Source organism: Solirubrobacter phytolaccae, from assembly GCF_027587195.1.
Classification (GTDB): Bacteria; Actinomycetota; Thermoleophilia; order Solirubrobacterales; family Solirubrobacteraceae; genus Solirubrobacter; species Solirubrobacter phytolaccae.
Window position 1 is genome coordinate 1 of sequence record NZ_JAPDDP010000095.1, and the last position, 25,621, is coordinate 25,621.

The following is a 25,621-nucleotide window of genomic DNA, read 5'->3' on the forward strand; positions in this document are numbered from 1 at the left end:
GATCCGACTTAGCGCCGCACGGGCCAGCACAGCCGCCGGCGCGGCGCCCGCGGGCCGCACCGCCACAGCGGGCGCGAGTCCCGGCACGGCCGGCCGCGCAGGCGTCGCGGCGCGGCTAGAGCTGCTGCTTGAGCTTCGCCAGGGTGATCACGGCTTCCGCCGCGTGCGCGCCCTGGTCGCGCTTGCCGCCGCCCGTGCGGGCGAGCGCCTGGTCCATGTTCTCGACCGTCAGCACGCCGAAGGCGCACGGGATGCCGGTCTTCAGGGACACCTTCATGATCCCGCGGGCCGCTTCGGCGCAGACGTAGTCGTAGTGGTCGGTCTCGCCACGGATGACCGCGCCGAGGCAGGCGACGCCGGCGTAGCGGCCGGTCTCCGCCAGGTACTGCGCCGCCAGCGGCAGCTCGAAGGCGCCGGGGACCTCGAAGACGTCGGCGTTCCCGTTGAAGACGCCCTGGGCGCCCGCGACGAGGCGCTCGGCCAGGTCCTCGTAGAACTTCCCGACGACGATCGCGAACTTCATCCCTGTCGCTCCCGGTCCTGTACGGCTTCGTCGTGAACCATCTGCTCGTCCAGTGCGAGCCCCTGGTGATGCAGCGTGTGACCCATCCGGTCGCGCTTGGCGCGCAGGTAGGCCTCGTTGTGCGGGTTCGGCGCGTGCTCGATCGGCACCTGCGCGGTGACCGACAGGCCATACCCCTCGAGCCCGCGGATCTTCTTGGGATTGTTCGTCAAAATTCTTATTGACGATAGGCCCAGGTCGACGAGGATCTGGGCGCCGATGCCGTAGTCGCGCAGGTCGACCGGCAGGCCGAGCTCGAGGTTGGCGTCGACCGTGTCCAGCCCGCGATCCTGCAGGTTGTAGGCCTTGAGCTTGTTCAAAAGGCCGATGCCGCGGCCCTCCTGCGCCAGGTACAGGAGCACGCCCTTGCCCTCGCGCTCGATCATCGCGAGCGCCGACTCGAGCTGCTCGCCGCAGTCGCAGCGCAGCGAGTGGAACACGTCGCCGGTCAGGCACTCGGAGTGCACACGGACGAGCACGTCGTCGTCGCCGGCCACGTCGCCCTTGACGAGCGCCACGTGGTGCTTGCCGTCCAGCAGCGCCCGGTAGCCGACCGCGGTGAACTCGCCGAACCCGGTGGGCAGACGGGTCTCCACGACGCGCTCGACGAGCTGGTCGTGCTTGCGCCGGTAGGCGATCAGGTCCGCGACCGTGATCATCTTCAGGTTGTGGCGCTCGCAGTAGATCTTGAGGTCGTCGACGCGGGCCATCGTGCCGTCGTCGTTCATGACCTCGCAGATCACGCCGCTCGGATTCAGTCCGGCCAGACGCGCGAGATCCACGGCCGCCTCGGTCTGCCCCGTGCGCTCCAGCACGCCGCCCGACTTGGCCTTGAGCGGGAACACGTGCCCCGGCTGGACCAGGTCCCGCGGCGCGCTCCCCGGGTCGATCGCCACCTGGATCGTGCGCGCGCGGTCCGCGGCGCTGATGCCGGTGGTGATCCCGTCCCGCGCTTCCACGGAGACGGTGAACGCGGTCTCGAACGGCGACTCGTTCTTGGCGGCCATCAGGTCCAGCCCGAGCTCGTCGCAGCGTTCCGGCGTGAGCGCGAGGCAGATGAGCCCGCGCCCCTCCTTGGCCATGAAGTTGATCGCCTCGGGCGTCGCGAACTGCGCCGCCATCGTCAGATCGCCTTCGTTCTCGCGGTCCTCGTCGTCGCAGACGACGACCATGCGGCCCGCGCGGATCTCATCCAGCGCCTCTTCGACGGTCGCGAACGGGCGACTCATCGAACCAGCTTCTCCACGTACTTGGCGAGCACGTCCACCTCCAGGTTCACGGGGCGGCCACTGACAGCCGACCCCAGCGTCGTGCGCTCGAGCGTCTCCGGGATCAGGGACACGGCGAACGACGACTCGTCGACCGCGGAGACGGTCAAAGACACGCCGTCCACCGCGATCGAGCCTTTTTCGACGATGTAACGCAGCAGCTCGGGCGGGGCGTCGAAGGTCACGACGCGCGCGAACCCGTCGTCGACCGCGTCCCGCACGGTCGCGACCCCGTCCACGTGCCCCTGCACGAAATGACCGCCCAGACGGTCGGCGGCGCGCAGCGGCAGCTCCAGGTTCACGGTCGAGCCCTGCCCGACCGCGCCCAGCGACGTGCGCCGCAGCGACTCGTTCATCACGTCGGCGCTGAACGCGCCGTCCGCGATGCTCGTCGCGGTCAGGCAGACGCCATTGACGGCGACGGAGTCACCGAGCGATATCTCGTCCGCGAGCGCCGTGCGCACGATCAGCCGCACGCCCTCGTCGCCGGTCTCGATCTCGGCCACGGAGCCGAGGTCCTGCACCAAACCCGTGAACACGCCTACCACTCCCGCATGCGGGCGGTGATCAGGACATCGTCGGCAACCCGCGCGCAATCCAGCGACAGCGCCCGCACGGCCGCCGCGATGCGCTCGGCGCCTTCGCCTTCCAAGGGATCTCGAGCCGAAGAGCCGCCGAGCACGACCGGCGCGAGGAACAACCGGATCTCGTCCACCTCGCCCGCGTCCAGGAACGCGCCCGCCAGGTGCGGACCGCCCTCGAGCAGGATCGCGGTGATGCCCTGCGCGCCGAGCTGGACGAGCGCGTTGCGCACGCGGTCGGGCTCGTTGGCGCCGGTGGCGGTGATGATCTCGGCGCCGGCGACCTCCAGCGCGTCCACCGCCGTGCGCGGCGCGGCGCGCGTGACGACGACGGTCAGCGGCACCTCCAGCGCGCCCTTGACGAGCTGGGAGTCCAGCGGCAGGCGGGCCTCGGAGTCGAACACGATCCGGCGCGACTGGCGCGTGACGCCCTCGATCCGGGCGGTGAGCTGCGGATCGTCGGCCAGCGCGGTGCCGATGCCGACCGCGACCGCGTCGACCTCGGCGCGCCAGTGGTGCGAGAGGCGCCGGGAGTCCTCGCCCGAGATCCACTTCGAGTCGCCGGTGCGGGTCGCGACCTTGCCGTCCAGCGTCATCGCGGACTTGAACAGGATCCACGGCCGGCCGGTGCGCGCGTGCTTGCGGAACGGCTGGTTGAGCAGGCGGGCGCGGGCGGCGAGCTCGCCGTCGGCGAACACGACCTCGATGCCCTCGTCGCGCAGGATGCCCGGGCCGCGCCCGGAGGCCTTCTCCGTCGGGTCGTCCGAGGCGATCACGACGCGGCGGATGCCGGCCTCGATGATCGCGTCGGTGCACGGCGGGGTGCGCCCGGTGTGCGCGCACGGCTCCAGCGACACGTACATCGTCGCGCCGCGGGCGTCTTCGATCGTCGCGAGCGCGGCGCGCTCCGCGTGCGGCTCACCGAGCGCCGCGTGGAAGCCCTCGCCGAGCACCCGGCCGTCGCGGACGACGACCGCGCCGACGAGCGGATTGGGGCTCGTCGCGCCCCGTCCACCCTCGGCCAGCTCGATAGCGCGGGCGAGGTGCAGGTGGTCGGTGGCCTCGAGGGTGCTCATGGTTCGCTCCTCAACGATATTGACTCGCGAATCGGGTCGGACGTGGCCGGGCGGTGCGACCCATGTGGTGCAGCCGTGGATGAGCGGGGCCGCTCGCGGCGCAGGCGGGCGCCAGCCCGTTGAGCACGCGAGTGGTTCCGGTCGCCGCGGATGTGCCGCAGGGGGCGTGCCGAGCGGTCACGTTCGGCCCGCTAACCCCATGAAAGGCGGCCGTCCCCCGTGATGGGGATGACCGGCCCGAGGAAGTGCGGCTCGGCGCCCGTGACGGCGTCGCCGACCGTCTTCACCCGCGCCGCCGCCTCCCGCACGCGCAGCCGCGGCATCACGCGGCCGTAGTCGCGCTTGTCAGCGGCGTAGCCCGTCGCGTCCAGGCCGGCCTTGCGGGCGTCGTACAACGCGCGGGCCATGTGGAACTTCTGCGTGACGACGACCACGGAGTGGGCCGCGAAGACGCGCTTCGCCCGCTGCGCGGAGTCCCAGGTGTCGAAGCCCGCGTGGTCGGTGAAGATGTCCTCGGCCGGGATGCCCTGCTTCAGAAGGATGTCCCGCATGGTGCCGACCTCGTCGTACTGCTTGCGGCCGTGGTCACCGGACAGCAACAGCTTGTCCACGCGCCCGGCCTTGTACAGCTCCGCCGCGGCCGTGATCCGATCGGAGAGCATCGAAGACGGGGCGCCGTTGGGCATCACCTGCGCGCCGAGGACGAGCGCCGCCTGGGCGCGCGGGACCTCCTTCGGCTCGTCGGCGACGCCCTTGCCGCCGAGCAGGACGACGGCGTTCGGCACGACCAGGACCGCCGCGAGCAGCAGGACCGCGATGGCGAGAACGCGCCTCATCGGTTTCAAGCCTACGCGCACTTGCCACCGTGCAAGCGATAGATCGTGATCTCGGGACCCGGGCGCTCGTAGGCCAGCGGGTAGTAGTTGAACGAGTAGTCGAACGAGAACGGCACCCGCCCGCGCTCGCCGTACGGGCTCACGTGGAACACCTCGGTGGCGTTCTCCGGCTTGCGCAGCGCGGCGTAGTAGTCGAGCGCGTCCGGCACCTCGTCGGGGTCCGCGAACGCGCGCCCGAACTGCGTGGAGCCGCTGACCAGCCAGCAGAACTGGCCGTCCACGTACGAGCGGATGATCCCGGGCCGCAGCGTCCGCTCGTAGTCCTCGAGCTTGATCACCGGGCACTCCCGCCCCTTGACCACGCGCAGCTTGCCGTTGAAGAAGCACGAGCGCGAGGTCGGGTACTTGTTCCAGCGGTTGCCCGAGCCGGTCCCCAGCGGCGGCTCGCCGAACAGCGGATGGCCGACGTCCTGCGCCCACTGGTCGGGCGCGATCGGCTCGACCACGATCTTGGTGCCGATCTCGATGTTCTGCTCCATCCACTGGCGCGCGACCATCCGCGTGTCCTCACGCGCGAGCACGACGTCGTTGTGGACGCTGAACACGAGCGGCTGCAGGAGCGCGAGCGCGGCGAGCGCCGGCACCAGCACGCGCGGCTTCAGGCGCTCCGACACGGCCACGATCGCGTAGGCCGCGAGCATCGCGAGGATCGGGTACATCGGCAGCATCCAGCGCGCGAAGAAGCGCGAGTTGTTGCCGAAGTAGAGGAAGAGCAGGATCGGCGCGGGCGCGAGCAGCAGCGCGAGCCGGCGGTTGCGGGCGATCAGCGCGCCCATCCCGCCGAGCGCGAGCAGCGACGGCAGCCAGCCGAAGCCCCAGGTGAACGTCTTCAGGTAGTAGACGAACCCGCTCGTGTTGGCGAGCCCGAGCTTGCCGCCGCCCTCCGAGCCCGCGGCGGTGCTCGTCTGCTTCTGCAGGTCGTCGATGAACTGGTGGCGGTCCAGCAGCGCGTACGGGTTCGCGATCAGGAACGCGAGCAGCATCGGCCCGAAGGCGAACGCCAACCCGCGAATCCGGTTGTGGACGACCGGCGTCGCGAACGCCGCGGCGACGATCGTCACGACCACGATCCCGGCCTGGTACTTGGTCGCGATCGCGAGCCCGAGGCCGACCCCCGCGAGCACGTAGTCGCGGGTCCGCCCCGTCCGGTAGATGCCCGCCACGCCGATCAGCGACAGCGCGAGCGGCGCGAGCGTCGGCGCGTCGTTGAGCGCGAAGTGGCTGTAGTGGACCGGCAGGAACGCGACCGCGAGCAGCGCGCCGGCGATGAGGCCGATCCGCTTGTCGTCGAAGAGCTTGGCGGCGGCGATCGCGGTCAGCGGGACGGCGATCGCGCCCAGGAACGCGGACGCGGCGCGGGCGAGCGCGAACGCGTCGGTCGGGTCGGCCGCGAACGCCCCGCCGACGGTCGCGGGGTCCGTCCCCCACTTGAGCGCGAACAGCACGTGCAGGACGTACGTGAACGCGGGCGGGTTGATGAAGTAGTCCGGATTCCAGCCGTGGCCGAACATGCCGACGGCGCGTGGCACGAAGTGCGCGTTCTCGTCCGCGTTGTAGACGTACGGCAGGCCGGTCTTGTGGCCGACGAGCCGCAGGATCAGGGCGACGACGAACAGCCCGACGAGGGCTGCCGGCCACGCGTACTTCCTAACAGCGGACATACGCGGCGTAGAAGCGGGTCGTCTTGACGCGCTGGAAGCCGGGGGGCGGGACCTGGATCAGGGGGTTGTCGGCGCTGTCGGACCAGGCGTGCTTGAAGATCGCGAAGCGCGAGGTCACGACGATCGCGACGCCGCCGTCGTGGGTCGAGCGAGCAAGCGCGAGGTCCTCGGCGCTCGGAGGCTTGATCACCTTGCCGTTCTTGGACTTGGCCGCTGCGGCGTCGCGCGCCTGGCGCTCGATCCGGTCCACCCACTCACGCGCGAGGACCCTGCCGTCGCCGAGGCCGGCGATCCAGCGGGCGTCCGGGACGATCTTGTGGTTGGGCCCGGTCAGCGGGCCGCACGCGAGGCCGGCCTTGACCCGCGGGTCGCGCAGGACCTCGCTCAGGTCCTCGTGCGCCTGGCCGCGGAAGCGCAGCTCGTTGTCGAAGCGCGCGAGGTTCAGGCGCGTGGCGGTGAACACGACGCCGAAGATCACGATCGCGATCGCACCGACCATCCACACGTTGCGCACCCAGCCCGGGAGCAACATCGTCCAGCCGCCGATCGCGACCGCCGCGAGCACCATGAGGGCCAGCGCGGGGGCCGCCAGGTAGCGCTCGATCACGGACGCGCCGGCCACGCCCATGGCGATGAACGTGACCAGCCCGGAGGCCAGCACGACGATCGGCATGACCATCCGCCGCGGTGAAATCACAACTCCTAACACCAGGCCGACGCCGGCGGCCACGAACACAGGCAGCTTCACCAGGTTCTGGAAGAAGGTCGGGATCGCCGCGGGCAGCTCGCTGAGCGGCCGCTGGCGGCCCAGGTCCTCGGCCGACGCGGACGTGTAATGCAGCGAGAACAACGGGTCGCCGGTGACCAGGAAGTCGACCGCGAACCACACCAGCGGACCGGACGCGGCGAGCGCCGTGTAGACCGCCCGCTGACGCCACGTCGCCTTCCACACGACCCAGCACCAGTACATCGCCGCCAGGAACCACGCCTCGGGGCGCAGCATGCCCGCGAGCGAGAGCAGCACGAGCACCGAGACACCGCGCCGCGGCCGTTGCCACTCGAAGATCGCGGCCCACACGACGAGCGCCATGTACGGGATGTCCAGATAGCCGCGCGCGGCCAGGAACGGGTAGTCGAAGCGGGTGATCAGCAGCAGCGCCGCGACCGCGCCCACGAGCGGCGTCGCGGCGATCTTGCCCAGCCGGTACAGGCCGGCGACGAGCACCAGGAACGAGGCCAGGATGAGGCCCACCCACAAGCGATCCGCCCACCCGCCGAAGAACTGCAGGATGAACCCCGCGGCGATCGTCAGCGGGTGCTCGGTCGGGTAGCGGAACCCGTCGAACACCAACCCGTCCAGGTGCCAGAGGTCCCGGCCCCAGAGCAGGGAGTAGTACGAGTCGTAGACCGGGTAGGTCGGGAAGACGAAGAACCCGATCGCGGTGGCCACGCACAGCAGCGCGAACGCGATCTTGGCGGCGCGATCGCCGCGCTCCCAGAGACTCGGCTGCGGCCGTGCGGAATCGGTGCCCGGCTCCGGCCGGGTAAGCGTGGTGCCCTCCATGCGAGCCACTCAGTCTGACGTGCGCGGTACCGTCTTTCTCCGAACGCGATGAAGCTGATCATCCAGATCCCCTGCCTCAACGAAGAGGAGACGCTGCCCGGCACGCTCGCCGATCTACCGCGCGAGGTACCCGGTTTCGACAGCGTCGAATGGCTCGTCATCGATGACGGGTCGACCGACCGCACCGTGGAGGTCGCACGTGCGAACGGCGTCGACCACATCGTCAAGTTGACGAACAACAAGGGCCTGGCGAACGGCTTCCAGGCCGGCCTCGACGCGTGCCTGAAGCTCGGCGCCGACGTCGTCGTCAACACGGACGCCGACAACCAGTACGACGCCTCGTACATCCCGGCCCTCGTGAAGCCGATCGTGGACGGCAACGCCGACATGGTCGTCGGCGACCGCCAGGTGATGACGATCGAGCACTTCTCGCCGCTGAAGAAGTCGCTCCAGCGGCTCGGCTCGTGGGTCGTGCGCCAGGCGTCGGAGACCGACGTGCCGGACACGACGTCGGGCTTCCGCGCCTACAACCGCGAGGCCGCGCTCCAGCTGTCGGTCGTGTCCAAGTACACGTACACGCTGGAGACGATCATCCAGGCGGGCAAGATGACCGTCGCGGTCGCCCACGTCCCGATCGGCACGAACGAGAAGACGCGCGAGTCGCGCCTGTTCAAGTCGATGTGGCAGTACGTGCGCCGCAACACGGTCTCGATCTTCCGGATCTACTCGATGTACGAGCCGCTGAAGGTCTTCATGACCATCGCGGCGATCCTCGGCCTCGTCGCCGCCGGGGTGTGGACGCGCTTCCTGGTGTCCTACATCCAGGGCGAGGGCGCGGGTCACGTGCAGTCGCTCATCCTCGGCGCCGTGCTGTTCAACGCCGCGGTCGTGCTGGCCGCGCTGGGCATCATCGGCGACCTGATGAGCGGCCAGCGGATCATGCTGCAGCGCACGTTCGAGCGCGTCCGCCGCCTCGAGCTGCAGGCCAACGTGCCGCCGTCCCACTACGAGCCCGGCGCCGCCCCCACGGGCCAGCCGCCGACGACCGGCGCGAACGCGGGCAAGACCGAAGAGCGAGAGGCCATCAAGCTGTGAGCACCGTCACCCGTGACGCCGAGGGCACCGTCACCGGCAACACCTACGACAAGTACGGGTCCACCAACCCCGTCGTGAAGAAGCTCATGGCCGGGTTCGAGCGCACGCTCGACGAGCTGTGGGCGAAGGCCTCCCCGCGCACGGTGCTGGACGTCGGCTGCGGCGAGGGCGTGCTCACGCACAAGTGGGCCGAGCGCCTGCGCGACGGCCGCATCGTCGGCATCGACCTCGAGGACCCGACGATCCAGGCCGAGTGGGCCAAGCGCCAGGCGCCGAACCTCGAGTACAAGATCATGAAGGCCGAGACCTTCCCGTTCGAGGACGGCGAGTTCGAGCTCTCGTCCGCGATCGAGGTGCTCGAGCACGTGCCGGACCCGGCGCACACGGTCGCCGAGATGGCGCGCGTCGCCAAGGGCGGCCACCTGCTCGTCTCGGTTCCGCGTGAGCCGCTCTGGCGTGGCGTGAACATGGCGCGCGGCGCCTACATCAAGGACCTCGGGAACACGCCCGGGCACCTGAACCACTGGTCGCGCAAGGCCTTCGTCGAGTTGCTGTCCACGGTCGGGACGGTCGAAGAGACCCGCTCCCCGTTCCCGTGGACGATGTTGCTCGTCAAGGTGTGAGCAAAGCGGACTCCGGCTCCGGCTACGGCGCCGGGGCCAAGCTCCTCGCGATCGGGATCGCGTCCACGGGGCTCGTCACCTTCGCGTACTTCAGCGTCGCCTCGTACGCGCTGAACGACGTCGACTACAAGGCGATCTCGCTGTTGTGGTCGGTGCTGTTCGTGATCGTCTCGGTGATCTACCGGCCGATCGAGCAGCTACTCTCGCGCACGATCGCCGACCGCCGCGCCCGCGGGTTCGAGACCGGCCACCCGCTGCGCACGCCGATGCTCATCCAGGCGGCGTTCGCGCTCACCTTCCTGGTGATTGCGCTGATCTTCAAGGGCCCGATCGAGGACGACCTGTTCGACGGGTCGGCGGCCCTGTACTGGGTGCTCGTCGTGGCCGTGCTGGCCTACGCGGCGAGCTACTTCGCCCGGGGCTGGCTCGCCGGGCACCAGTGGTTCGCCTACTACGGCGGGCTCGTGTTCCTGGAGGCCAACGCGCGGCTGCTGTTCGCGGTCGCGGTGGTGATCGGGATCGCCGAGGGCCAGTCCGCGGTGGCGATGGGCATGGCCGCGGCGCCGTTCGTGTCGCTGGTCGTCGTCCCGCTGGCCTTCTCGCGGCGCCCGAAGGCGCAGGCGGCGAAGAAGGAGACCGACGAGGAGGCGCTGGGCCTGGCGCGCGGCGGACGCTTCGCGCTGGCGGTGCTCGCGATCATGGCCGCCGAGCAGACGCTGCTGAACGCGGGCGTCCTGATGGCCGACGTCACGGCCACGGACGCCGCGGTCGCCGGCTACGTCTTCAACGCGCTGCTGATCACGCGCGCGCCGCTGCAGCTGTTCCAGGCGATCCAGGGCGCACTGCTCCCCCACCTCGCCGGGCTCGAGGCCAAGGCGGGCAAGGCGGAGTTCGAGAAGGCAATCCGGCAAACGATCCTGGCGATCGCCGGGTTCGCGCTCGCCGTCGCGCTCGGCCTGCTGATCCTCGGCCCGTTCGCGATGGACCTGCTGTTCGAGGACGAGAAGACGTTCGCGCGGCTCGGGCTCGTCGCCGTCGCGATCGGCATGGGCTTCCACCTGGCCGCCGGCACGCTCAACCAGGCCGCGCTCGCCCGCGATCACGCCGGCACGGCCGCGGCCGCCTGGCTGGTCAGCGCCGCCGCGTTCGTGATCTGGATGCTCGCCGGCGCGATCGACGACGAGCTCACCCGCGCCGAGGTCGGGTACCTCGGCGCGGCGAGCCTGCTGTGTGCCCTACTCGCCATCGTCTACCGACGGCCGAGCGCGTCACCCCCGGCGGCGTGAGCCGCCGGGGCGAGCGATATATCGCCCGGCCTAAACATTGACCATGCCCGGCGTGACGCACTGCCTATGAGCCCGTTGCGCGCGTCCTTGTGACAGCACAACCAGTTTCTTTGAACTAGGTCTGCTCGAGGACCAACGGCCCCCTTGCTGCTTTGACGGCAAACCTTGATCATGTTTGCGTAGGCACAGCGATCTGGGGTGTCGCTGACCGAGCGGGATGACGGGAGGATGGAGTGTCGGGATCTACGTGTCGGCGCGCCTTGTGGGCGCTCGCTGGATTGTGGGCTGTGTTGGCGGTGCTGTCCGTGTCGCCGTCAGCAAGCGCGGCGACGACAACTATCGTGCTGCCGGCGTCTGCCGGATGTCAGATGCTTCAGGCCGTCGACGAGTCCTTCTGTCCGCTGGGCCTGAGCGTAGGCAAAGCCACTTATAAGCGTCAGTACTGCTTCCCCCCTCCGGACGGCTGCGGTTGGCTTTCCGCAACACTTCCGTCACGCGTCCTCCTCGACCTCCAGCTGCGACCGAATTTGCCCCCCGGCGTGGAGATCGTGAGCGCCAAGCTCGCAGTCAAACTCCAGAGCAGCGCCCGGACCGACCACGTCGACGTGCTTCCGGTCCGCTGGCACTGGACACCCGACGTACGGTGGTATGAGTTCGCGGCGGACCGCCCGTGGACGACGCCCGGGGGTGACTACGATGCTTCTCAGGACGCGGTGGTCATGGGCGCGACCAACAGCACGTACCGCTGGGACGTGACGAACTTGGCACGACGATGGCACGACGGCTCGTACGCCGAGACCGGCGTCGCGCTGGTCGCCCGGCCTCCCGTGTCTCAGGTCGTTTCCACCTTGGCGTCGCGCGGGTCGGCGGACGGCCCCAGACTCGAGGTCACGTACCAGGACGACACCGTGGCGCCGAAGCTCGTGGTCGAGGGCATCCCCTATGACCTGCGATCACAGGTCCTTCCCAAGGACCGCTATCCGTTGGCGATCGAGGCCGACGATGCCGCAAGCGGCGTCACCGACGTCACTGTGCGCGTCGATGGAACCCAGGTCTTCCAACGTTCCCAAGCCTGCCCACAAGGCGGCTGCGGCATGGACATCGAGGAGCGCGGGATCATCGACGCGCGTGGCCTTACCGGCGTTCATCAGATCCAGGTGGTCGCGACCGACGCCGCTGGTCACTCGGACACCGTGAGCTGGTCGGTCGAGTTCAACGGCGATCCGATTCCCCCGCCGCCGCCAGACCCGGAGCCTCAGGCCTTGCGACTGGCAACGGTCGCAAGCGGCTGCCCGGACGCAACGCTCAACAAGGTCACGACGATCGACCCCACCACGCCTCAGCGGGTCGTTCGTGGCCGGTGGACGACGCCCGCCGGCACCGCGGGCGGTGAGACGACCTCGATCTACCCGGGCGGGAACTACCGCGTGACCCGATGCGACGCCAAGGGCGCCCTCGTCCTGAGCCAGGAGGTCGTGATCGTGCAATGGAAGGGTTTTGCGCCGGCGCGGTTCGTGCTGGGCGAGATCCGGCCGACCGACGTTCCCGGCGAGCTCAAGGGCACGGTCGGCCTGCTTCCGCACTCGGACGATCCCGGGATGATCTCTTGGTGGAGGAGCCGCGGACGTGCCGAGATGGCTTCGCGCGTGATCCCGCCGACTCGCGGCACCACTGCGTTGTCCGTTGCGGCCGACCCGCCGGGGCAGACCCCGTGCGGATACAAGCAAGCCAACCCGCTGGGTCCGAAGCTGCAACCGAACACCTACTCGCTGAACTTCGTCTTCAATCCCACCACGCTGCCGGGGGAGCAGCCTGGGGCGAATATCCCGTACAACGCTGTACGGTTCCACCGACGCCTGTTGTCCGGGGCTTACACGTGGTCGTGGGCACGCAACAAGTGCACGAACAGCCTCAATGGTGGCGTGTCACTCGATGTCTCCGTGGCCGACACGGACGCTACGCGCGCGCTACGTGCGGGTGTTCGTGACGGCTCGAGCGTCATCGACCTCGGACCGGATTTCGGGACGGCCAGCACGTGCCCGCCTGACAGCCTTGCTTGCTCGACCTATTGGGTCATCAACAACCCGAGTCCGCTTCCTGGAGCCGGGACGATCAACGAGTCCGACATCCGCTTCAGGCACAGCGAGCGTTGGTGGACGGGCACTGGGTTGGTGCCCGAGACGGCCGAGGGGCCCGACGGCGAGGGGGACCTCTACGACCTGTGGTCAGTCGCGGCGCACGAGCTGGGGCATTCCATCGGCCTCGGCCACGTGTCTGACGATGCGACGCCTTCCGATTCCTGGGTCGCGGCACAGATAATGCACTTCCAGTTCGACCGGAGAGAGGAGCGGCGATACCTGCAGGGCTCGGACTACGCCGGCATGTGCAAGTTGTACCCCTGCTTCTGATGGCCGTCGGAGCGGGCGCCGTGGTCACGGCCTGCGGCGGGGAGCGCGCGGTCACCGTCCAAGAGCCGGGCCTCTGTCCGAGCGTCATCGAACACCGAGGAACCCGTTACGAGGCAGTTCAGCGCCAGTGGAGCGCCGTACAGATCGCGCAGGCGGTGCCGGCACGGAGTGCTTCGTGCGGCGACCGCAACGTCGTCCGTGCGTGGGCACTCGCCGGGATCCCGCCTACGATCGCGCTTGCGGCCGACAAGCCCCCGAACGGGTCTCTATTCGTGGCGTCGGGGCAGCTTGCCGTGCTGCCCCGACATCCGCTCCATGAGGTCGCGTACGGTTCCCCGCACGAACCAGACCTCCGCGTCGGCAGGCGCTGTGCGTCGCGTCAAGCGATCCGCGGCCAGCTCGTCAGCGCCTCCCCCTTGGGTGACCAACTGCGCATCGCGGCGACAGGTCGTCCACCCGTGTGGATCTCGCTCGACGCCCGCACCCGGCTCGCCGGACCACCACAGCTCTCGCGAGGAACGCGGGTCCACGTCCGGTTGCTCCGCTGCGAGGGGAGCGAGCATCCGGTGGCACGGGCGATCACGCCTCTCTGAGGAGCACCTTCGCCAGGGCCTCGTAGTCACGGGTCGGTTGCGGCCCGTGACCGAGGACCTGGACGCAGACGTGGTCCGCGCCCGCCTCGAGGTGGGCGCGGACCGCTTCCGCGATCCGGTCCGCGCTGCCATGCGGGATCACCGCGTCGATGAGACGATCAGATCCACCGTCGGCGATGTCTTTTTCCGTAAAGCCGAATTTGAGCAGGTTGTTCGTGTAGTTCGTCAGGCCGAGGTAGAGCTTGGCGAACTCGCGGGCGTGCTTGCGGGCCGTCTCCGGGTCCTCCTCCAGCACGACGCCGACCTCGGGGGCGACGAGCACCCCCTCCCCCACGCGCTCACGGGCGAACCGCGTGTGGTCGGGCGTGATGAAGTACGGGTGCGTGCCGAGGCTGCGCTCGGCGGCCAGGTCGAGCATCTTCGGGCCGAGCGCGGCGGCGACGAGCTCGTCCTTGGGGAGGTCCAGCCCGTCGAAGAACTCACGCATCGCCTTCAGCGGGCGCGCGTAGTCGCTCGTGGCCTCGGGGTGGCCGACGCCGATCCCCAGCAGGAAGCGGTCCGGGTGGTCGGCGACGAGCTGCTTGTGCGCGGCCGCGACGTCCTCGGGCTCGTGCTGCCAGATGTTCAGGATGCCGGTGGCGACCTTGATCGCGCCGGCCGCCTCGACGAACACGCGCGCCTCCTCGACGCTCGGGCTGCCGCCGATCCAGAACGCGCCGTAGCCGAGTGCTTCGAGCTGCGCTAGGTCGCTGGCGCCGTGGCGCTTGGAGCGCCAGATGCCGATTCTTCCGAGTTCCATAGCGGCATGGTTGCAGGCTCAACCTCCGCGGCGGCCGGTCGTCGCTGCAGCGCGAGGAACCAGCCGGCGACGCCCGAGGCGATCAGCAGCGGCATCAGCGGCACGTTGTACCGGGCCTGGGAGACCACGATGGTGTGGATCAGCGTGCTGAAGCCGATCGTGATCAGCGCGGCGCCGAGCAGCGCGTCACGGCGGCGGATGAAGCCGACGAGCAGCCCGAGCCCCGAGAGCAGCACGAGCACGACCTGCCAGATCCGCATCGGCGTCGAGATGTAGTGCACGCCGCCGCCGCGGTAGTAGAAGAACCACATCCGCTTGGCCTTGGACCACTGCATCTTCACGAACGCGACGGGCTCCGTCGTGGAGTAGTGGATGAGGTTCTTGCGCGCTTCCTTCTGCAGGGCCTGGTCGCGCGTGAGGTCGGGGTGCTTCTCCGCGAAGATCTCGAGCGCGTCCGCGGCCGGGATCTTGTACGTCTTGATCCCGTTGTACTCGGGATGGCGGGCGCGCAGCTCGTCCTCGATGTGCGTCTTCATGCCCATCGTCGTGCCGCCGCCCGGCAGGTAGGTGCCGACGAACAGCGCGGAGGCGCTGCCCTTCGTGACCGGGATGAAGCGACCCTCCTCCGCGGACACGTAGATCGTCCACGGCAGCAGCACGACGCCCGCGGTCATCGCCATCAGCGCCCACGGCCGGAAGGTCGCGAGGACGTCCTTGCGGCGCACCAGCGCCACGCCGATCATCGCGCCCGCGATCAGGAACGGCACCGGCAGCAGGTCCGTGCGCGTCAGGATCGTGCACCCGAACAGCGCGCCGGCCGCGGCGTAGAGCCAGAGTTTGCTTCGGCGCCGGACCGCGAGCGCGAGCACCGTGAACGCGGCGATCAGCAGGAACGCCCCCAAGGGCTCGGACAGCTGGTCCCCGGTCGCCCCGATCAGCGGCGGGTAGGTGCCGACGATCAGCGCGGCGAGCAGGCCCGCCCACGGCCCGACGAGGATGAAGACCAGCGCGAACGCGAGCGCCGTCGTCCCGGTCGTGATCACGGCCTGCTGCCAGTAGACCGCGCCGATGTCGTAGTCCTTGCGGTCCGCGTCGGAGCCGAACAGCTTGTAGCCGACCGCGAACATGACCGGCGCTCCCGGCGGCCAGTGCAGCGGCTCCTTCATGTTCGTCGCGCGACCGCCGTAGTGCTGGTTGTCGGCGATGTCCACCGCCAGCTTGCCGTAGGACCGCTCGTCCGCCGACTGGTAGTCGTTGCGCGGGTTGGCGGCCATGCGCGCGTTGAGCCCGAAGGACAGCAACAGCACGCCGGCGAGCAGGATGAACGGGAGACGGCGCCGCACGTGGCAGACGAGGCTAGCCGACCGCGCGGCGCCGAATCCCCTTATTCCGTCGTCACCGCCCGCAACACGTCGACCTTCGACGCCCTCCGGGCCGGCGGGATCGCCGCGACCACGCCCGCGATCGCCGCCAGCACGAAGAACAGGAGCAACGTGCCGATCGGCAGCGTGAACACGAAGCCCTGCTCCGCGAGCGGCCGCGAGATGATCAGCGCGAACACGACGCCCAGGACGATGCCGAGGATCGCGCCGATGCCCGCGGTGATCACGGACTCGGCCCGGACCATGCGGCGGACCTGGCGGCGGCTCATGCCGACCGCCCGCAGCATCCCGAGCTCCCGCGTGCGCTCGTGTACCGAGAGCGCGAGCGTGTTGACGATGCCCAGCAGCGCGACGATCACCGACAGCAGCAGGAGGCCGTAGACCAGCCCCAGCAGGCCGTTGATCGAGGAGGTGGCGTTGTCCTTGAACTCGTCCTTGGTCAGCGCCTCCGACTGCGGGAAGCCCTTGAGCGCGGTGTTGGCCGCCTTCGCCAGCTTGTCGTCGTCGGTGCCAGGCGCGGCGGCGGCCATCGCGTAGGCGATGTCCTTGGCCTCCCAATCCTTCTCGAGCGAGGTGTTGGGCAGCAGCACGTCGGCCGTCAGGCCGGCCTGGCTGCTGAAGGTGCCGGTGATCTCGTAGCTGGCCTGCTTGCCGGCGGGGGTCGTGAACTCGGCGGTGTCGCCGATCTTCAGGTCGCGCCCGGCGGCCCAGTCGGACTCCACGATCGTCTGCGTGTCGGTCATCGCGCTGATGCGGCTCGCGTCGCCGTCGACCCACTTGAGCGTCAGCACCGAGTTGAACGTCTTCGGGTCGATGCCGTTGACCGCGGTGGTCTCGGTCTCGTCCTTGTAGAGGCCGATCGCGAACCGCATCGAGGAGACGTCGGCGACGCCCGGGACCTTGCCCACGGTGGTGACGACCTCGGCCGGGATCGGGCTGAAGCCGTCCTGGTTCTGGACCACGAGCGCGGCCTTGACCTGGTCGTCGACGGTCTTGGTGATCGAGGCCTTCAGGCCCGCCGCGAACACCGACACGAGCACGACGAGTGCCAGGCCGATCATCAACGCCGCCGCGGTGACGGCCGTGCGCTGCGGCTGACGGATCGCGTTCTCGCGCGCGAGCACGCCCGTCAGCCCCTGGAGCTTGACCATCGGCGCGCCCAGCACCCGCGCCAGTGGCCGCACCAGCAGCGGCGCCAGGAACGCGAACGCGAACATCATCAGCACCGCGCCGAGGCCGACGAGCGAGGCCGCCGTGCCGTCGGAGTCGATCCCGCCGAACAGGCCGTAGAACAGCACGACGAGGCCGAGCGCGATCAGCAGGCCCGAGCCGACGACCCGGATCGTGCCCATGTGCTTCAGGCCCGGGGTGACGGCGTCGCGCATGGCGGTCACCGGCTCCACGCGCGTGGCGCGCAACGCCGGCACGAAGCCCGAGACCATCGTCGCGACGAGGCCGATCGCCAGGCCGATGATCACCGTCGCCGGTGAGACGACGATCCCGGTGGTGCCGAGGTCGATGCCGCCGGCGCGCAGCAGCGCGGCGAGCGCCGGCGCGACCACGAGCCCGACGAGCACGCCGATGATCGACGCGATCAGGCCGACCGCGAACGTCTCGACCAGCACGGAGCGCAGCACCTGGCCGCGCGAGGCGCCGAGCACGCGCAGCAGCGCGAACTCCTTGGTGCGCTGCGCGACGGTCACCGTGAACGTGTTGAAGATCAGGAACCCGCCGACGAGCAGCGCGACGCCGGCGAAGATCAGCAGCGCGACCCGCAGGAACCCGAGCGCGTCCGAGAGGTCCTGGGCCTGCTGCTCGGCCGCCTCCTTGCCGGTGCGGACGAGGTAGTCGCGGCCCAGCTTCTGCGTGATCGCGCTCTTGACCGTGTCCGGGTCCGCCCCGCCGGTCGAGACCGAGATCGAGTCGTAGCCGTCGTGGCCCGTCATCCGCTGCGCCTCGGGCAGCGTCATCGCGACCATCCGCGCGCCGCCGAGGTTGTCCTGGCCACCGATCGTGGCGATTCCGGAGACCGTGTACTGCTTGGCGGGTGCGCGACCGGAGACCGTCACCTTGTCGCCGACCTTGAAGTCGAACTTCTTGGCCGTGCCGCGGTCGAGGGCGACCTGATCGGCGGTCGTCGGCCGCGAGCCGTCCTCGTAGTCGAGGTTCTGGAAGACCTTCTCCTCGTTCTCCGAGATCAGGAGCGTCGGCGGGCCGTTGGAGACGATCACCTTGCCCTTCTTGTCGAGCAGCGTGCCGTCCGAGCTCACGCCGCCCTCGGCCACCGCGACGCCGGGCGTCGCCTTGACCTCGTCCAGGACGGACGCGGGCATCGTCGGCGGCACCGAGAAGTCGGACTTGACCGCCTGCTGGCGCTCGATCGAGACGTCGACACCCTGTTGGGTGCGCTCGAAGAGGTTCTTGAACGACTCGTCGATCGTGTCCGTGAACACCAGCGTGCCGACGACGAAGGCCACCCCGATGACGACGGCGAACCCCGTCAGCAACGAGCGCAGCTTGCGCGTGAGCAGGCCGCGAAGCGCGACCTTGGTCACGTCAGCCCACCGCCTTCATCAGGTCGAGCACGCCTTCGGCGTCCTGGCCGGCGCCGTCGTGGACGACGACGCCGTCGCGCAGCACCACGAGCCGGTCCGCGACCGAGGCGGCCGCCGCCTCGTGGGTCACCATGATCACGGTCTGGTCGAACTCGTCGACCGCCTGACGCAGGAGGCCGAGCACCTCTTCCGAGGACGAGGAGTCCAGGTTGCCGGTCGGCTCGTCCGCGAACAGCACGGCCGGGCGGTGCACGAGCGCGCGCGCCACGGCGACGCGCTGCTGCTGGCCGCCCGAGAGCTCGGACGGACGGTGCGTGAGCCGGTCGCGCAGCCCCACGGTGTCCACGAGCTTGTCGAACCACGCCTGGTCGACCTGCTTGCCCGCGAGCGTGAGCGGCAGCTTGATGTTCTCCTCGGCGGTCAGGACCGGGACGAGGTTGAACGCCTGGAAGACGAACCCGAGACGGTCACGGCGCAGCGCCGTCAGCCCAGAGTCGCCGAGCCCGGCGAGCTCCTGCCCATCAACGACGACGGACCCCGAGCTGGGCTTGTCCAGGCCGGCGAGCAGGTGCATGAGGGTCGACTTGCCGGACCCGGACGGGCCCATGATGGCGGTGAACTGCGCGGCCGGGAACGACAGCGTCACCCCAGCGAGCGCGTGCACGGCGGTCTCGCCCTCGCCGTAGGTGCGGCGCAGATCCGCCGTCGAAACGATGTTCATGGCGCCAGCATGGTGAACCAACCGCCCCCATGTCGTGCGGTTGGCTCGGTACTCGGGGTAGGGCTAGCTAGAGCGCAGGTACGCCAAGACGGCGAGCACGCGACGGTGATCCTCGACCGTCGGCGTCAGATCGAGCTTGGAGAAGATCGACGTGACGTGCTTCTCGACGGCGCGCTCGGTCACGACCAGCGCCTCCGCGATCGCCGCGTTCGACCGACCCTCGGCCATCAGCCCCAGCACCTCGCGCTCGCGCGCCGTCAGGCCCTCGAGCGGATCCTCACGGCGGCGACGGCCGAGCAGGAGCGCGACGACCTCGGGATCGAGGGCGCTGCCGCCACCGGCCACGCGCCGGACGGCGTCCGTGAACGTGTCCACGTCCGCGACGCGGTCCTTGAGCAGGTAGCCCGTGGACTCCGTCGACTCCGACAGCAGATCGAGCGCGTACGCCTCTTCGACGTACTGGGACAGCACGAGCACGCCCGTGCCGGGGTGGTCGGCGCGGATCTTGCGCGCGGCGCGCAGGCCCTCGTCCGTGTGCGACGGCGGCATCCGCACGTCGATCACGGCCACGTCGGGCTTGTGGGCGCCGACCTTGCGCAGCAGGTCCTCACCGTCACCGGCCTGGCCGGCGACCTCGAAGCCGGAGTCCTCGAGCAGGCGCACCAGACCCTCGCGCAGGAGCACGGAATCTTCGGCGACGACGACCTTCAAAGGTGTTTCTTCAGCGCTCATACAGGGATCTCAGCTCGGAGAGTAGTGCCCGACCCGGGTGGCGAGTCGAGGGCAAGTGAACCATCCAACGCACCGACCCTATCGGCAAGACCCTGCAATCCGGAACCACGTCCCGGATCGGCTCCGCCGACACCGTCGTCACGCACTTCCACGCAAGCATGCCCGTTCACCCGGCGGACCGCCACCGTCGCGTTGGAGGCGTTCGCGTACTTGGCCACGTTCGTGAGCGCCTCGGCGATCACGAAGTAGGCGGCCGCCTCGACCGGCTCGGGCAGGCGCTCGCCCGGCACCTCGACGACCTTGACCGGCAGCGGGGAGCGCACCGCCAGCGCCTCCACGGCGGCCTGGAGCCCGCGGTCGGAGAGCACGGCGGGATGGATGCCGCGGGCGAGCTCACGCAGCTCCTCGAGCGCGCGGGTGAGCTCCTCCTGCGCCGCGCCGACCATCTCGGCGGCCGTGTCCGGGTTCTTGGCGATCTGGTTCTGCGCGATCCGCAGCGTCAGCGACAGCGCCACGAGGCGCTGCTGCGCGCCGTCGTGCAGGTTGCGCTCCAGGCGCCGGCGCTCCTGCAGGCCCGCCTCGACGATCCGCGCGCGGGAGCGGCGCAGCGCCGCCTCGAGCCGCTCGCCCCGCATCGCCAGGCCGGCGGCCGCGGCGACGTTCGCCACGGCCTCGGGCTCCAGGCTCGCGTCATGGATGATCGCCCCGACCAGCTCGCCGTTGAGCTCGACGGGCGTGTAGGCGTGGTGCGGGCGGTCCGCGCTGCGGCCGTCACGCCGCACCCAGCCGTCCTCGACCCAGTACAGGAGCTGCAGCGAGGGATCGTGCAGCGCGTCCGCGAGCAGACCGCGCAGGTCGCCCGTGGAGGCCTCGCCGAGACGCTGGAGCAGCTCCCCCACCGCGTCGGCCTGCGCGATCTGGCCGCGCAGCAGCCCGCCGAGGAACGCGAACGGGACGGCGGCGAAGACGACCTGCCACGCGACCGGGAGGATGCCCGGGACCTGGTCACCGGAGACGGTCTGCGACGTGAGCGTGACCGCCACGAGCGCGACCAGCACGATCCCCGACCACAGCAGCGGGGCGAGCACGCGGCGCTGCGGACGGCTCGCGGCGCGCCAGCGGGCGGCGAGCACCCAGATGACCGTGCCCGCGAGGAGGATCGCCGCGGTGCTGGTCAGGATGTCCCCGACGGTCCCGACCGTCGTGCTGGACGTGATCTGGATGACGCTGTCCGGGCAGCGCTCGCACGTCACCTCGAGCCCCGACAGCAGGATCGGCAGCGCACCGACCGCGCACAGCGCGTAGACGACCGCCGCGATCCGCCGCTCCAGCCGGCGCAGCGTGCCCTGCGGGTAGGCGAGCAGCAGGTGCACGAACGTCGCGAGGTACAGGTTCGACGCCAGGACGGCGAAGGTGAAGATCGCGGGCGAGTTGGCGGCCACGAACGCGTTCAACAGCCACGCGAAGCCGGTCGCGGTCATCAGCACGCCGACCTTGTTGGCCGGGCGGCGGTAGGTCGCGAACAGGCCGGTCGCGATCCAGGCGTAGCCGACGCCGACCATGAACGTGATCGCGAACGCCGTGTCGTCGACGTGGTCCGAGCTCGCGATCACGGCGGCCGCCAGCAGCCCTACCAGGAGGGCGGCGAGCGCCAGCATCGCCAGCGCGCGGGTAAGGGCGTTCAAACGAGCAACTCCTGAACGCGCTCGCCCGACAGCTCGGCCTTCGGGACGAACCCGCGGGCGCCTGAGCGCGACACGAGCGGTCCGAAGTCCGAGGAGTCTCGGCTCGACACGAGGATCACCGCGGGAGAGTCCGGGTGGCCCGTGATGCGAGCTGCGACATCGAACCCGTCGATGTCGGGGAGCTGCACGTCCAGGAGAACGAGCTGAGGCTTGAGCCGGCAGGTCTCGGAGACCGCGCTGGCGCCGTCCACGGCCTCGCCGATGACGTTGAACCCCTCCGATTCGAGGAGCACGCGTGCGCTCGCCCGAAAGGACGGGTGGTCGTCGACGATTAGGACGGTGCAGTCCACAGGATCGATTCTCGTCACCCCGTGGACCCCTTCACATACGGCTGGCCGTACAACGTGTGAATGGCGCTGTTCTACCGGCCGACGGCGGACGAGATCGTTTTCACCGCTTCCCCGGGATTCTGAGCCCCGAAGACGGCGGTTCCGGCCACGAACACGGTGGCTCCGGCGGCGGCGCAGCGGGCGGCGGTCTCCGCGCCGATTCCGCCGTCCACCTGGATCGGCTTGGTCTCGCCGACCAGCTCGCGGATGCGGCCGAGCTTGGCGATCGACGGCTCCAGGAAGGCCTGGCCACCCCAGCCGGGGTTCACCGTCATGCACAGGACCATGTCGGCCTCGACGGCGCTGATCGCCTCGACCGGCGTGCCCGGATTGAGCGCGACGCCGCTCAGGCAGCCCTCCGCCTTGATCGCCTGCAACGCATAGTGCAGGTGCGGCGTGGCCTCGGCGTGCACGGTGATCGAGTCCGCCCCGGCCTTCGCGAAGGCTTTGATCTGCCCCTCGGGGCGCTCGATCATCAGGTGCACGTCGATCTGCGCCTTCGCCTCGTGGACCTGATCGGCGATCGCCTTCACGACCAGGTCGCCCATGGTGATCGGCGGGACGAAGTGGCCGTCCATCACGTCGACGTGGATGGCCCGCGCGCCGGCGGCGAGCACGGTCGCGACCTGCTCGCCCAGGCGGGCGAAGTCGGCGGCGAGGATGGATGGAGCAATGCCTTTGAGCAACTTCTGGTTCCTATATGGGCGCGAGCATCGACGATTGACAGTGCCCGCACATATACAGGGCCGTGTTCGACATGCGCACGATCGTGGAGTGTTCGCCGCAGTTCGGGCAGACGCTGCGAAGTTCGAACCGGTGCAAGCAGTTCACGCACCGGTAGCGGCCGGGGAGGTTGGTCGCCCGCAGCCACGGCTCGTGACAGGCCGGGCAGGTGGCCCCGGTGTCCTCGGCGCTCAAGGGCGACCACCGCCACTCGTGGCGAGGGCCGGCTTCGCGGTCGCTTCAACCATCGCTTCGCGGATGGTCAAGTGGATCGCCTCAGCCGCGCGATGAAGAAACCGTCCGTCCGGTCTCGGTGCGGGAGCGTCTGCAGGTGCTGCGGCATGGTTGGATGCTTCCAGAGCGGGAGCTCAGTTCCTAGGTCATCCACGGTGAAGTCTGGATGAGCGGCTAGGAAGGCGCTGACCACTTGCTCATTCTCGGCGGGCGAGATCGTGCACGTCGAGTACACGAGGGTACCGCCGGGCTTGAGTGCGTCTGCTCCGGCGCGCAGGATCTGCTGCTGGAGGTCGGCGAGCGCTTCCGGTCGCCCGGCCTTGCGCCAGCGCGCGTCGGGGCGGGAGGCGAGCGTGCCCAGGTCACTGCAGGGCGGGTCGACGAGCACGCGGTCGAAGCTGCCGTGCGTCTTCTCGGTCGCGTCACGGTTCTGGACGTCGACGATCGTCGCTCCCATGCGCGCGGCCGTGCGCGCGAGCGCGCCCGCACGTCCGGTGTGCTTCTCGACGGCGACGATCTGCCCCTCGTCGCGCATCAGCGCCGCCAGGTGGGTCGTCTTGCCGCCCGGCGCGGCGCACAGGTCCAGCACCCGCTCACCGGGCTGCGGGTCGAGGATCCGGCCGACCGCCATCGCCGCGCGCGACTGCGGCATCAGCAGACCCTGCTCCCACTCGGGAGCGGAGAACGCGTCGAACGGGGCGTCGAGGATCAGCGCGTCGCCGTCCAGGTGGGCTTCGATGGCCAGGCGCGCAAGGAGCTCCGGCGCCGTGGTCTTGAGCGTGTTCGCGCGCAGCACCGCCTCCGCGGCCTCGTTGTCGGCGGCCATCAGGGCGCGCGCGTCCGGCGCGCCGAGCGCGTCGAACCACAGCTGGGCGATCCACTCCGGGTGCGAGTGGGCGAGCGCTGCCTGTTCCGGCGTGTCGTCCTTGAGCGCAGCGACGATCGGCCTCGCCTCGCGGGTCGCGCGGCGCAGGACGGCGTTGACGAGCCCGGCGCCGCGCGGGGCGTCCCGCTTGGCCAGCTCGACCGACTCCCCCACGGCCGCGTGCGGCGGCACCCGGTCCAGGAAGGTCAGCTGGAAGACCCCAAGGCGGAGCGCGGCCAGCACGGGCCTGTCAAGTTTCGCGACGGGGCGACCGGTCAGCTTCTCGATCACGTGGTCGAGCGTCGCGACGCGCTGGACGGTGCCGTAGCTGAGCTGCGTGGCCAGGCCGAGGTCGCGCGCGGCCAGCCGCAGGCGGCGTGCTTCGCCGTGCAGCGCGCGGTCGGCCCAGGCGCCGCCTTCGAACACGCGTCGAACCACGGCATAGGCAACGGCTCGTGCGGGAATCACACCCGCTATGGGGTCACGACTCGATGGTTCGTCCATCTTGGTCCTGCGACTCTTGTGGCGAGGCCTGGGTTCTGATTGTCTGAGCGCTGCGCACGGTTGCGCGCGGGTGCCTCATACAGAGGTCCAATTTCCGGTCTGATCCTCAAGTTTGGAATCTGGCTGTTTCCAGCCCTTTTTGTCGATGCTCGTACGTTCGTCCATTTCCCCCACCCAAGCCTTAATTTCTTCCGATAGGGCTAATGGTCCGCGTACAACTTGCCGACACATCCCCACGGAAGGGGACTGAAAGCATGTCGGACACTGACACCACGCACTTCGCACCGCGGCCCTCCGCGATGGGTGACCTGCGCCTTGCGGGCACGATCGCGACCGGTCTCGTTGCCGGAACGCTCGGCCTGGGCGCGCTCGCCGCGCCCCTCGTCGGCTGGAAGGATTGGCCCTCCGGGCTCGAGAAGGACGCCACGACGCCCACGCTCTCCATGGCCTCCGTGCCGAAGGAGCAGCCGCCGACGACGCCGACGAACGTCGCGACGGACGAGGGCCAGACGGGCGGCACCAACGGCGCCACTCCGCTGAGCGCGATCGGCGTGTCGGGCGGCGGGCCCGCCGGCCTGAACGTCCTGATCAGCGACTCCAGCGGCGCGTCGAACACGGAAACTTCTGAGGACAGCTCGTCCCAGCGGCGCGATGACGGCGCGCGCGGCGAGCGTGAGGGCACCGTCTCGTCCAGCTCGAGCGACCCGACGTTCACCGGTCGCACGGACAAGGGCTTCGTTCCGCCCGACTACGAGGACACGGACGGCGACGGCCTCAACAACGAGCAGGAGAAGCTCGTCAAGAGCGACCCGACGCAGGCGGACGCCAAGGTCGTCCGCGCCGACGGCCTGTCCGCCGAGACCGCGTTCCGCATCAAGTCCGGCGTCCAGGCCCTGGACACCAACGGCGACGGCGTCATCAACGGTGACGACGACTCCGACGGCGACGGCATCCCGAACTCCGTCGAGGAGGCCAACGGCAGCGACCCGCTGAACCAGGACTCCAACGGCGACAACATCCCGGACTCGATGGACGATCGCAACGGCGACGGCTACCCGGACGGCCTGCCGATCCCGACCCCGTCGGCCGAGCAGCCCGCCGACGAGGAGCCCGCGCCGGTGAACCCGCCGGTCGAGGAGACCCCGGTCGAGGACGACACGTCCGCGCCGCCGCCGGTCGACGAGCCGCCCGTCCCGACGCCGGACCCCGGCACCGGCACGCCCGGCCAGCCCGAGACCGACACCCCGCCCGCCCCCGAGGCCCCCAAGCCCGAGGCTCCGGCCCCCGCTCCAGAGGAGACCCCGGAGACCGAGGCCCCGCCCGCGCCACCGGCCCCCGAGCCCGCCCCGGCGGTCGAGGAGCCCGCGCCTGCGCCCGCCGCGGTCGCCGAGGCCCCCGCTCCGGCTCCGGCGCCCGTCG

General features: G+C 70.0%; 21 protein-coding genes and 1 pseudogene. 5 read left to right on the plus strand and 17 right to left on the minus strand.

Annotated features, from left to right (window positions below; genetic code table 11):
* Positions 1–115: 115 nt before the first annotated feature.
* From ribH to OJ997_RS32165, 7 genes are all read right to left on the minus strand, one after another.
* Positions 116–523 (minus strand): 6,7-dimethyl-8-ribityllumazine synthase, encoded by a 408-nt coding sequence (gene ribH / locus OJ997_RS32135; RefSeq protein ID WP_270029483.1) that lies wholly within the window; start codon positions 521–523, stop codon positions 116–118.
* Positions 520–1,791 (minus strand): bifunctional 3,4-dihydroxy-2-butanone-4-phosphate synthase/GTP cyclohydrolase II, encoded by a 1,272-nt coding sequence (locus tag OJ997_RS32140; protein WP_270029484.1) that lies wholly within the window; start codon positions 1,789–1,791, stop codon positions 520–522. Before OJ997_RS32140 ends, ribH begins: the two co-directional genes overlap by 4 nt.
* A complete protein-coding gene (locus tag OJ997_RS32145; RefSeq protein ID WP_270029485.1) occupies positions 1,788–2,369 on the minus strand; it encodes a riboflavin synthase in 582 nt (193 codons plus the stop codon). The genes OJ997_RS32140 and OJ997_RS32145 overlap by 4 nt, the downstream gene beginning before the upstream one ends.
* Before the next feature lie 2 nt (positions 2,370–2,371).
* A complete protein-coding gene (ribD, locus tag OJ997_RS32150) occupies positions 2,372–3,487 on the minus strand; it encodes a bifunctional diaminohydroxyphosphoribosylaminopyrimidine deaminase/5-amino-6-(5-phosphoribosylamino)uracil reductase RibD (RefSeq protein ID WP_270029486.1) in 1,116 nt (371 codons plus the stop codon).
* A gap of 191 nt (positions 3,488–3,678) precedes the next feature.
* Positions 3,679–4,323: a SanA/YdcF family protein gene (locus tag OJ997_RS32155; protein ID WP_270029487.1), complete on the minus strand. Its 645-nt coding sequence runs from the start codon at positions 4,321–4,323 to the stop codon at positions 3,679–3,681.
* 11 nt (positions 4,324–4,334) lie between these two features.
* The gene (locus OJ997_RS32160; RefSeq protein WP_270029488.1) at positions 4,335–6,044 is read right to left on the minus strand and encodes a phospholipid carrier-dependent glycosyltransferase; all 1,710 of its coding nucleotides are present in this window, start codon (positions 6,042–6,044) and stop codon (positions 4,335–4,337) included.
* On the minus strand, positions 6,031–7,608 hold the full coding sequence (locus OJ997_RS32165; RefSeq protein ID WP_270029489.1) for a hypothetical protein: 1,578 nt from the start codon (positions 7,606–7,608) through the stop codon (positions 6,031–6,033). The genes OJ997_RS32160 and OJ997_RS32165 overlap by 14 nt, the downstream gene beginning before the upstream one ends.
* Positions 7,609–7,656: 48 nt before the next feature.
* Between OJ997_RS32165 and OJ997_RS32170 the strand changes: the two genes are divergently transcribed.
* From OJ997_RS32170 to OJ997_RS32185, 4 genes are all read left to right on the plus strand, one after another.
* A complete protein-coding gene (locus OJ997_RS32170; RefSeq protein ID WP_270029491.1) occupies positions 7,657–8,703 on the plus strand; it encodes a glycosyltransferase in 1,047 nt (348 codons plus the stop codon).
* Entirely contained in the window at positions 8,700–9,326 is a 627-nt protein-coding gene (locus OJ997_RS32175) for a class I SAM-dependent methyltransferase (protein WP_270029492.1), read from the plus strand. The genes OJ997_RS32170 and OJ997_RS32175 overlap by 4 nt, the downstream gene beginning before the upstream one ends.
* The gene (locus OJ997_RS32180) at positions 9,323–10,612 is read left to right on the plus strand and encodes a lipopolysaccharide biosynthesis protein (protein ID WP_270029493.1); all 1,290 of its coding nucleotides are present in this window, start codon (positions 9,323–9,325) and stop codon (positions 10,610–10,612) included. The genes OJ997_RS32175 and OJ997_RS32180 overlap by 4 nt, the downstream gene beginning before the upstream one ends.
* A 368-nt stretch (positions 10,613–10,980) precedes the next feature.
* Positions 10,981–13,020 carry a DNRLRE domain-containing protein gene (locus OJ997_RS32185; RefSeq protein WP_270029506.1) on the plus strand — a complete coding sequence of 680 codons (2,040 nt, stop codon included), beginning with the start codon at positions 10,981–10,983 and terminating at the stop codon, positions 13,018–13,020.
* Between the two features lie 579 nt (positions 13,021–13,599).
* Here OJ997_RS32185 and OJ997_RS32190 read toward each other — a convergent pair.
* From OJ997_RS32190 to rsmB, 10 genes are all read right to left on the minus strand, one after another.
* Complete coding sequence (locus tag OJ997_RS32190; protein WP_270029494.1) at positions 13,600–14,412, minus strand: LLM class F420-dependent oxidoreductase; 813 nt, start codon at positions 14,410–14,412, stop codon at positions 13,600–13,602.
* On the minus strand, positions 14,355–15,755 hold the full coding sequence (locus OJ997_RS32195) for an ArnT family glycosyltransferase (protein ID WP_270029495.1): 1,401 nt from the start codon (positions 15,753–15,755) through the stop codon (positions 14,355–14,357). Before OJ997_RS32195 ends, OJ997_RS32190 begins: the two co-directional genes overlap by 58 nt.
* A gap of 41 nt (positions 15,756–15,796) precedes the next feature.
* Positions 15,797–18,349: an ABC transporter permease gene (locus OJ997_RS32200; RefSeq protein ID WP_270029496.1), complete on the minus strand. Its 2,553-nt coding sequence runs from the start codon at positions 18,347–18,349 to the stop codon at positions 15,797–15,799.
* 1 nt (position 18,350) lies between these two features.
* Complete coding sequence (locus tag OJ997_RS32205; protein WP_270029498.1) at positions 18,351–19,070, minus strand: ABC transporter ATP-binding protein; 720 nt, start codon at positions 19,068–19,070, stop codon at positions 18,351–18,353.
* A gap of 63 nt (positions 19,071–19,133) precedes the next feature.
* Positions 19,134–19,802, minus strand: coding sequence for a response regulator transcription factor (locus tag OJ997_RS32210; protein ID WP_270029499.1), 669 nt, complete (start codon positions 19,800–19,802; stop codon positions 19,134–19,136).
* Positions 19,799–21,487, minus strand: coding sequence for a sensor histidine kinase (locus tag OJ997_RS32215; protein WP_270029501.1), 1,689 nt, complete (start codon positions 21,485–21,487; stop codon positions 19,799–19,801). Before OJ997_RS32215 ends, OJ997_RS32210 begins: the two co-directional genes overlap by 4 nt.
* On the minus strand, positions 21,484–21,837 hold the full coding sequence (locus tag OJ997_RS32220) for a response regulator (RefSeq protein WP_270029502.1): 354 nt from the start codon (positions 21,835–21,837) through the stop codon (positions 21,484–21,486). The genes OJ997_RS32215 and OJ997_RS32220 overlap by 4 nt, the downstream gene beginning before the upstream one ends.
* 71 nt (positions 21,838–21,908) lie before the next feature.
* On the minus strand, positions 21,909–22,562 hold the full coding sequence (gene rpe / locus OJ997_RS32225) for a ribulose-phosphate 3-epimerase (RefSeq protein WP_270029503.1): 654 nt from the start codon (positions 22,560–22,562) through the stop codon (positions 21,909–21,911).
* Positions 22,563–22,572: 10 nt separating this feature from the next.
* On the minus strand, positions 22,573–22,794 hold the full coding sequence (locus OJ997_RS32230; RefSeq protein ID WP_270029504.1) for a YfgJ family double zinc ribbon protein: 222 nt from the start codon (positions 22,792–22,794) through the stop codon (positions 22,573–22,575).
* Between the two features lie 67 nt (positions 22,795–22,861).
* Complete coding sequence (rsmB, locus tag OJ997_RS32235; protein WP_270029505.1) at positions 22,862–24,202, minus strand: 16S rRNA (cytosine(967)-C(5))-methyltransferase RsmB; 1,341 nt, start codon at positions 24,200–24,202, stop codon at positions 22,862–22,864.
* Between the two features lie 254 nt (positions 24,203–24,456).
* Here rsmB and OJ997_RS32240 point away from each other — a divergent pair.
* Positions 24,457–25,621 (plus strand): annotated as a pseudogene (locus tag OJ997_RS32240) (hypothetical protein); the annotation flags it as partial.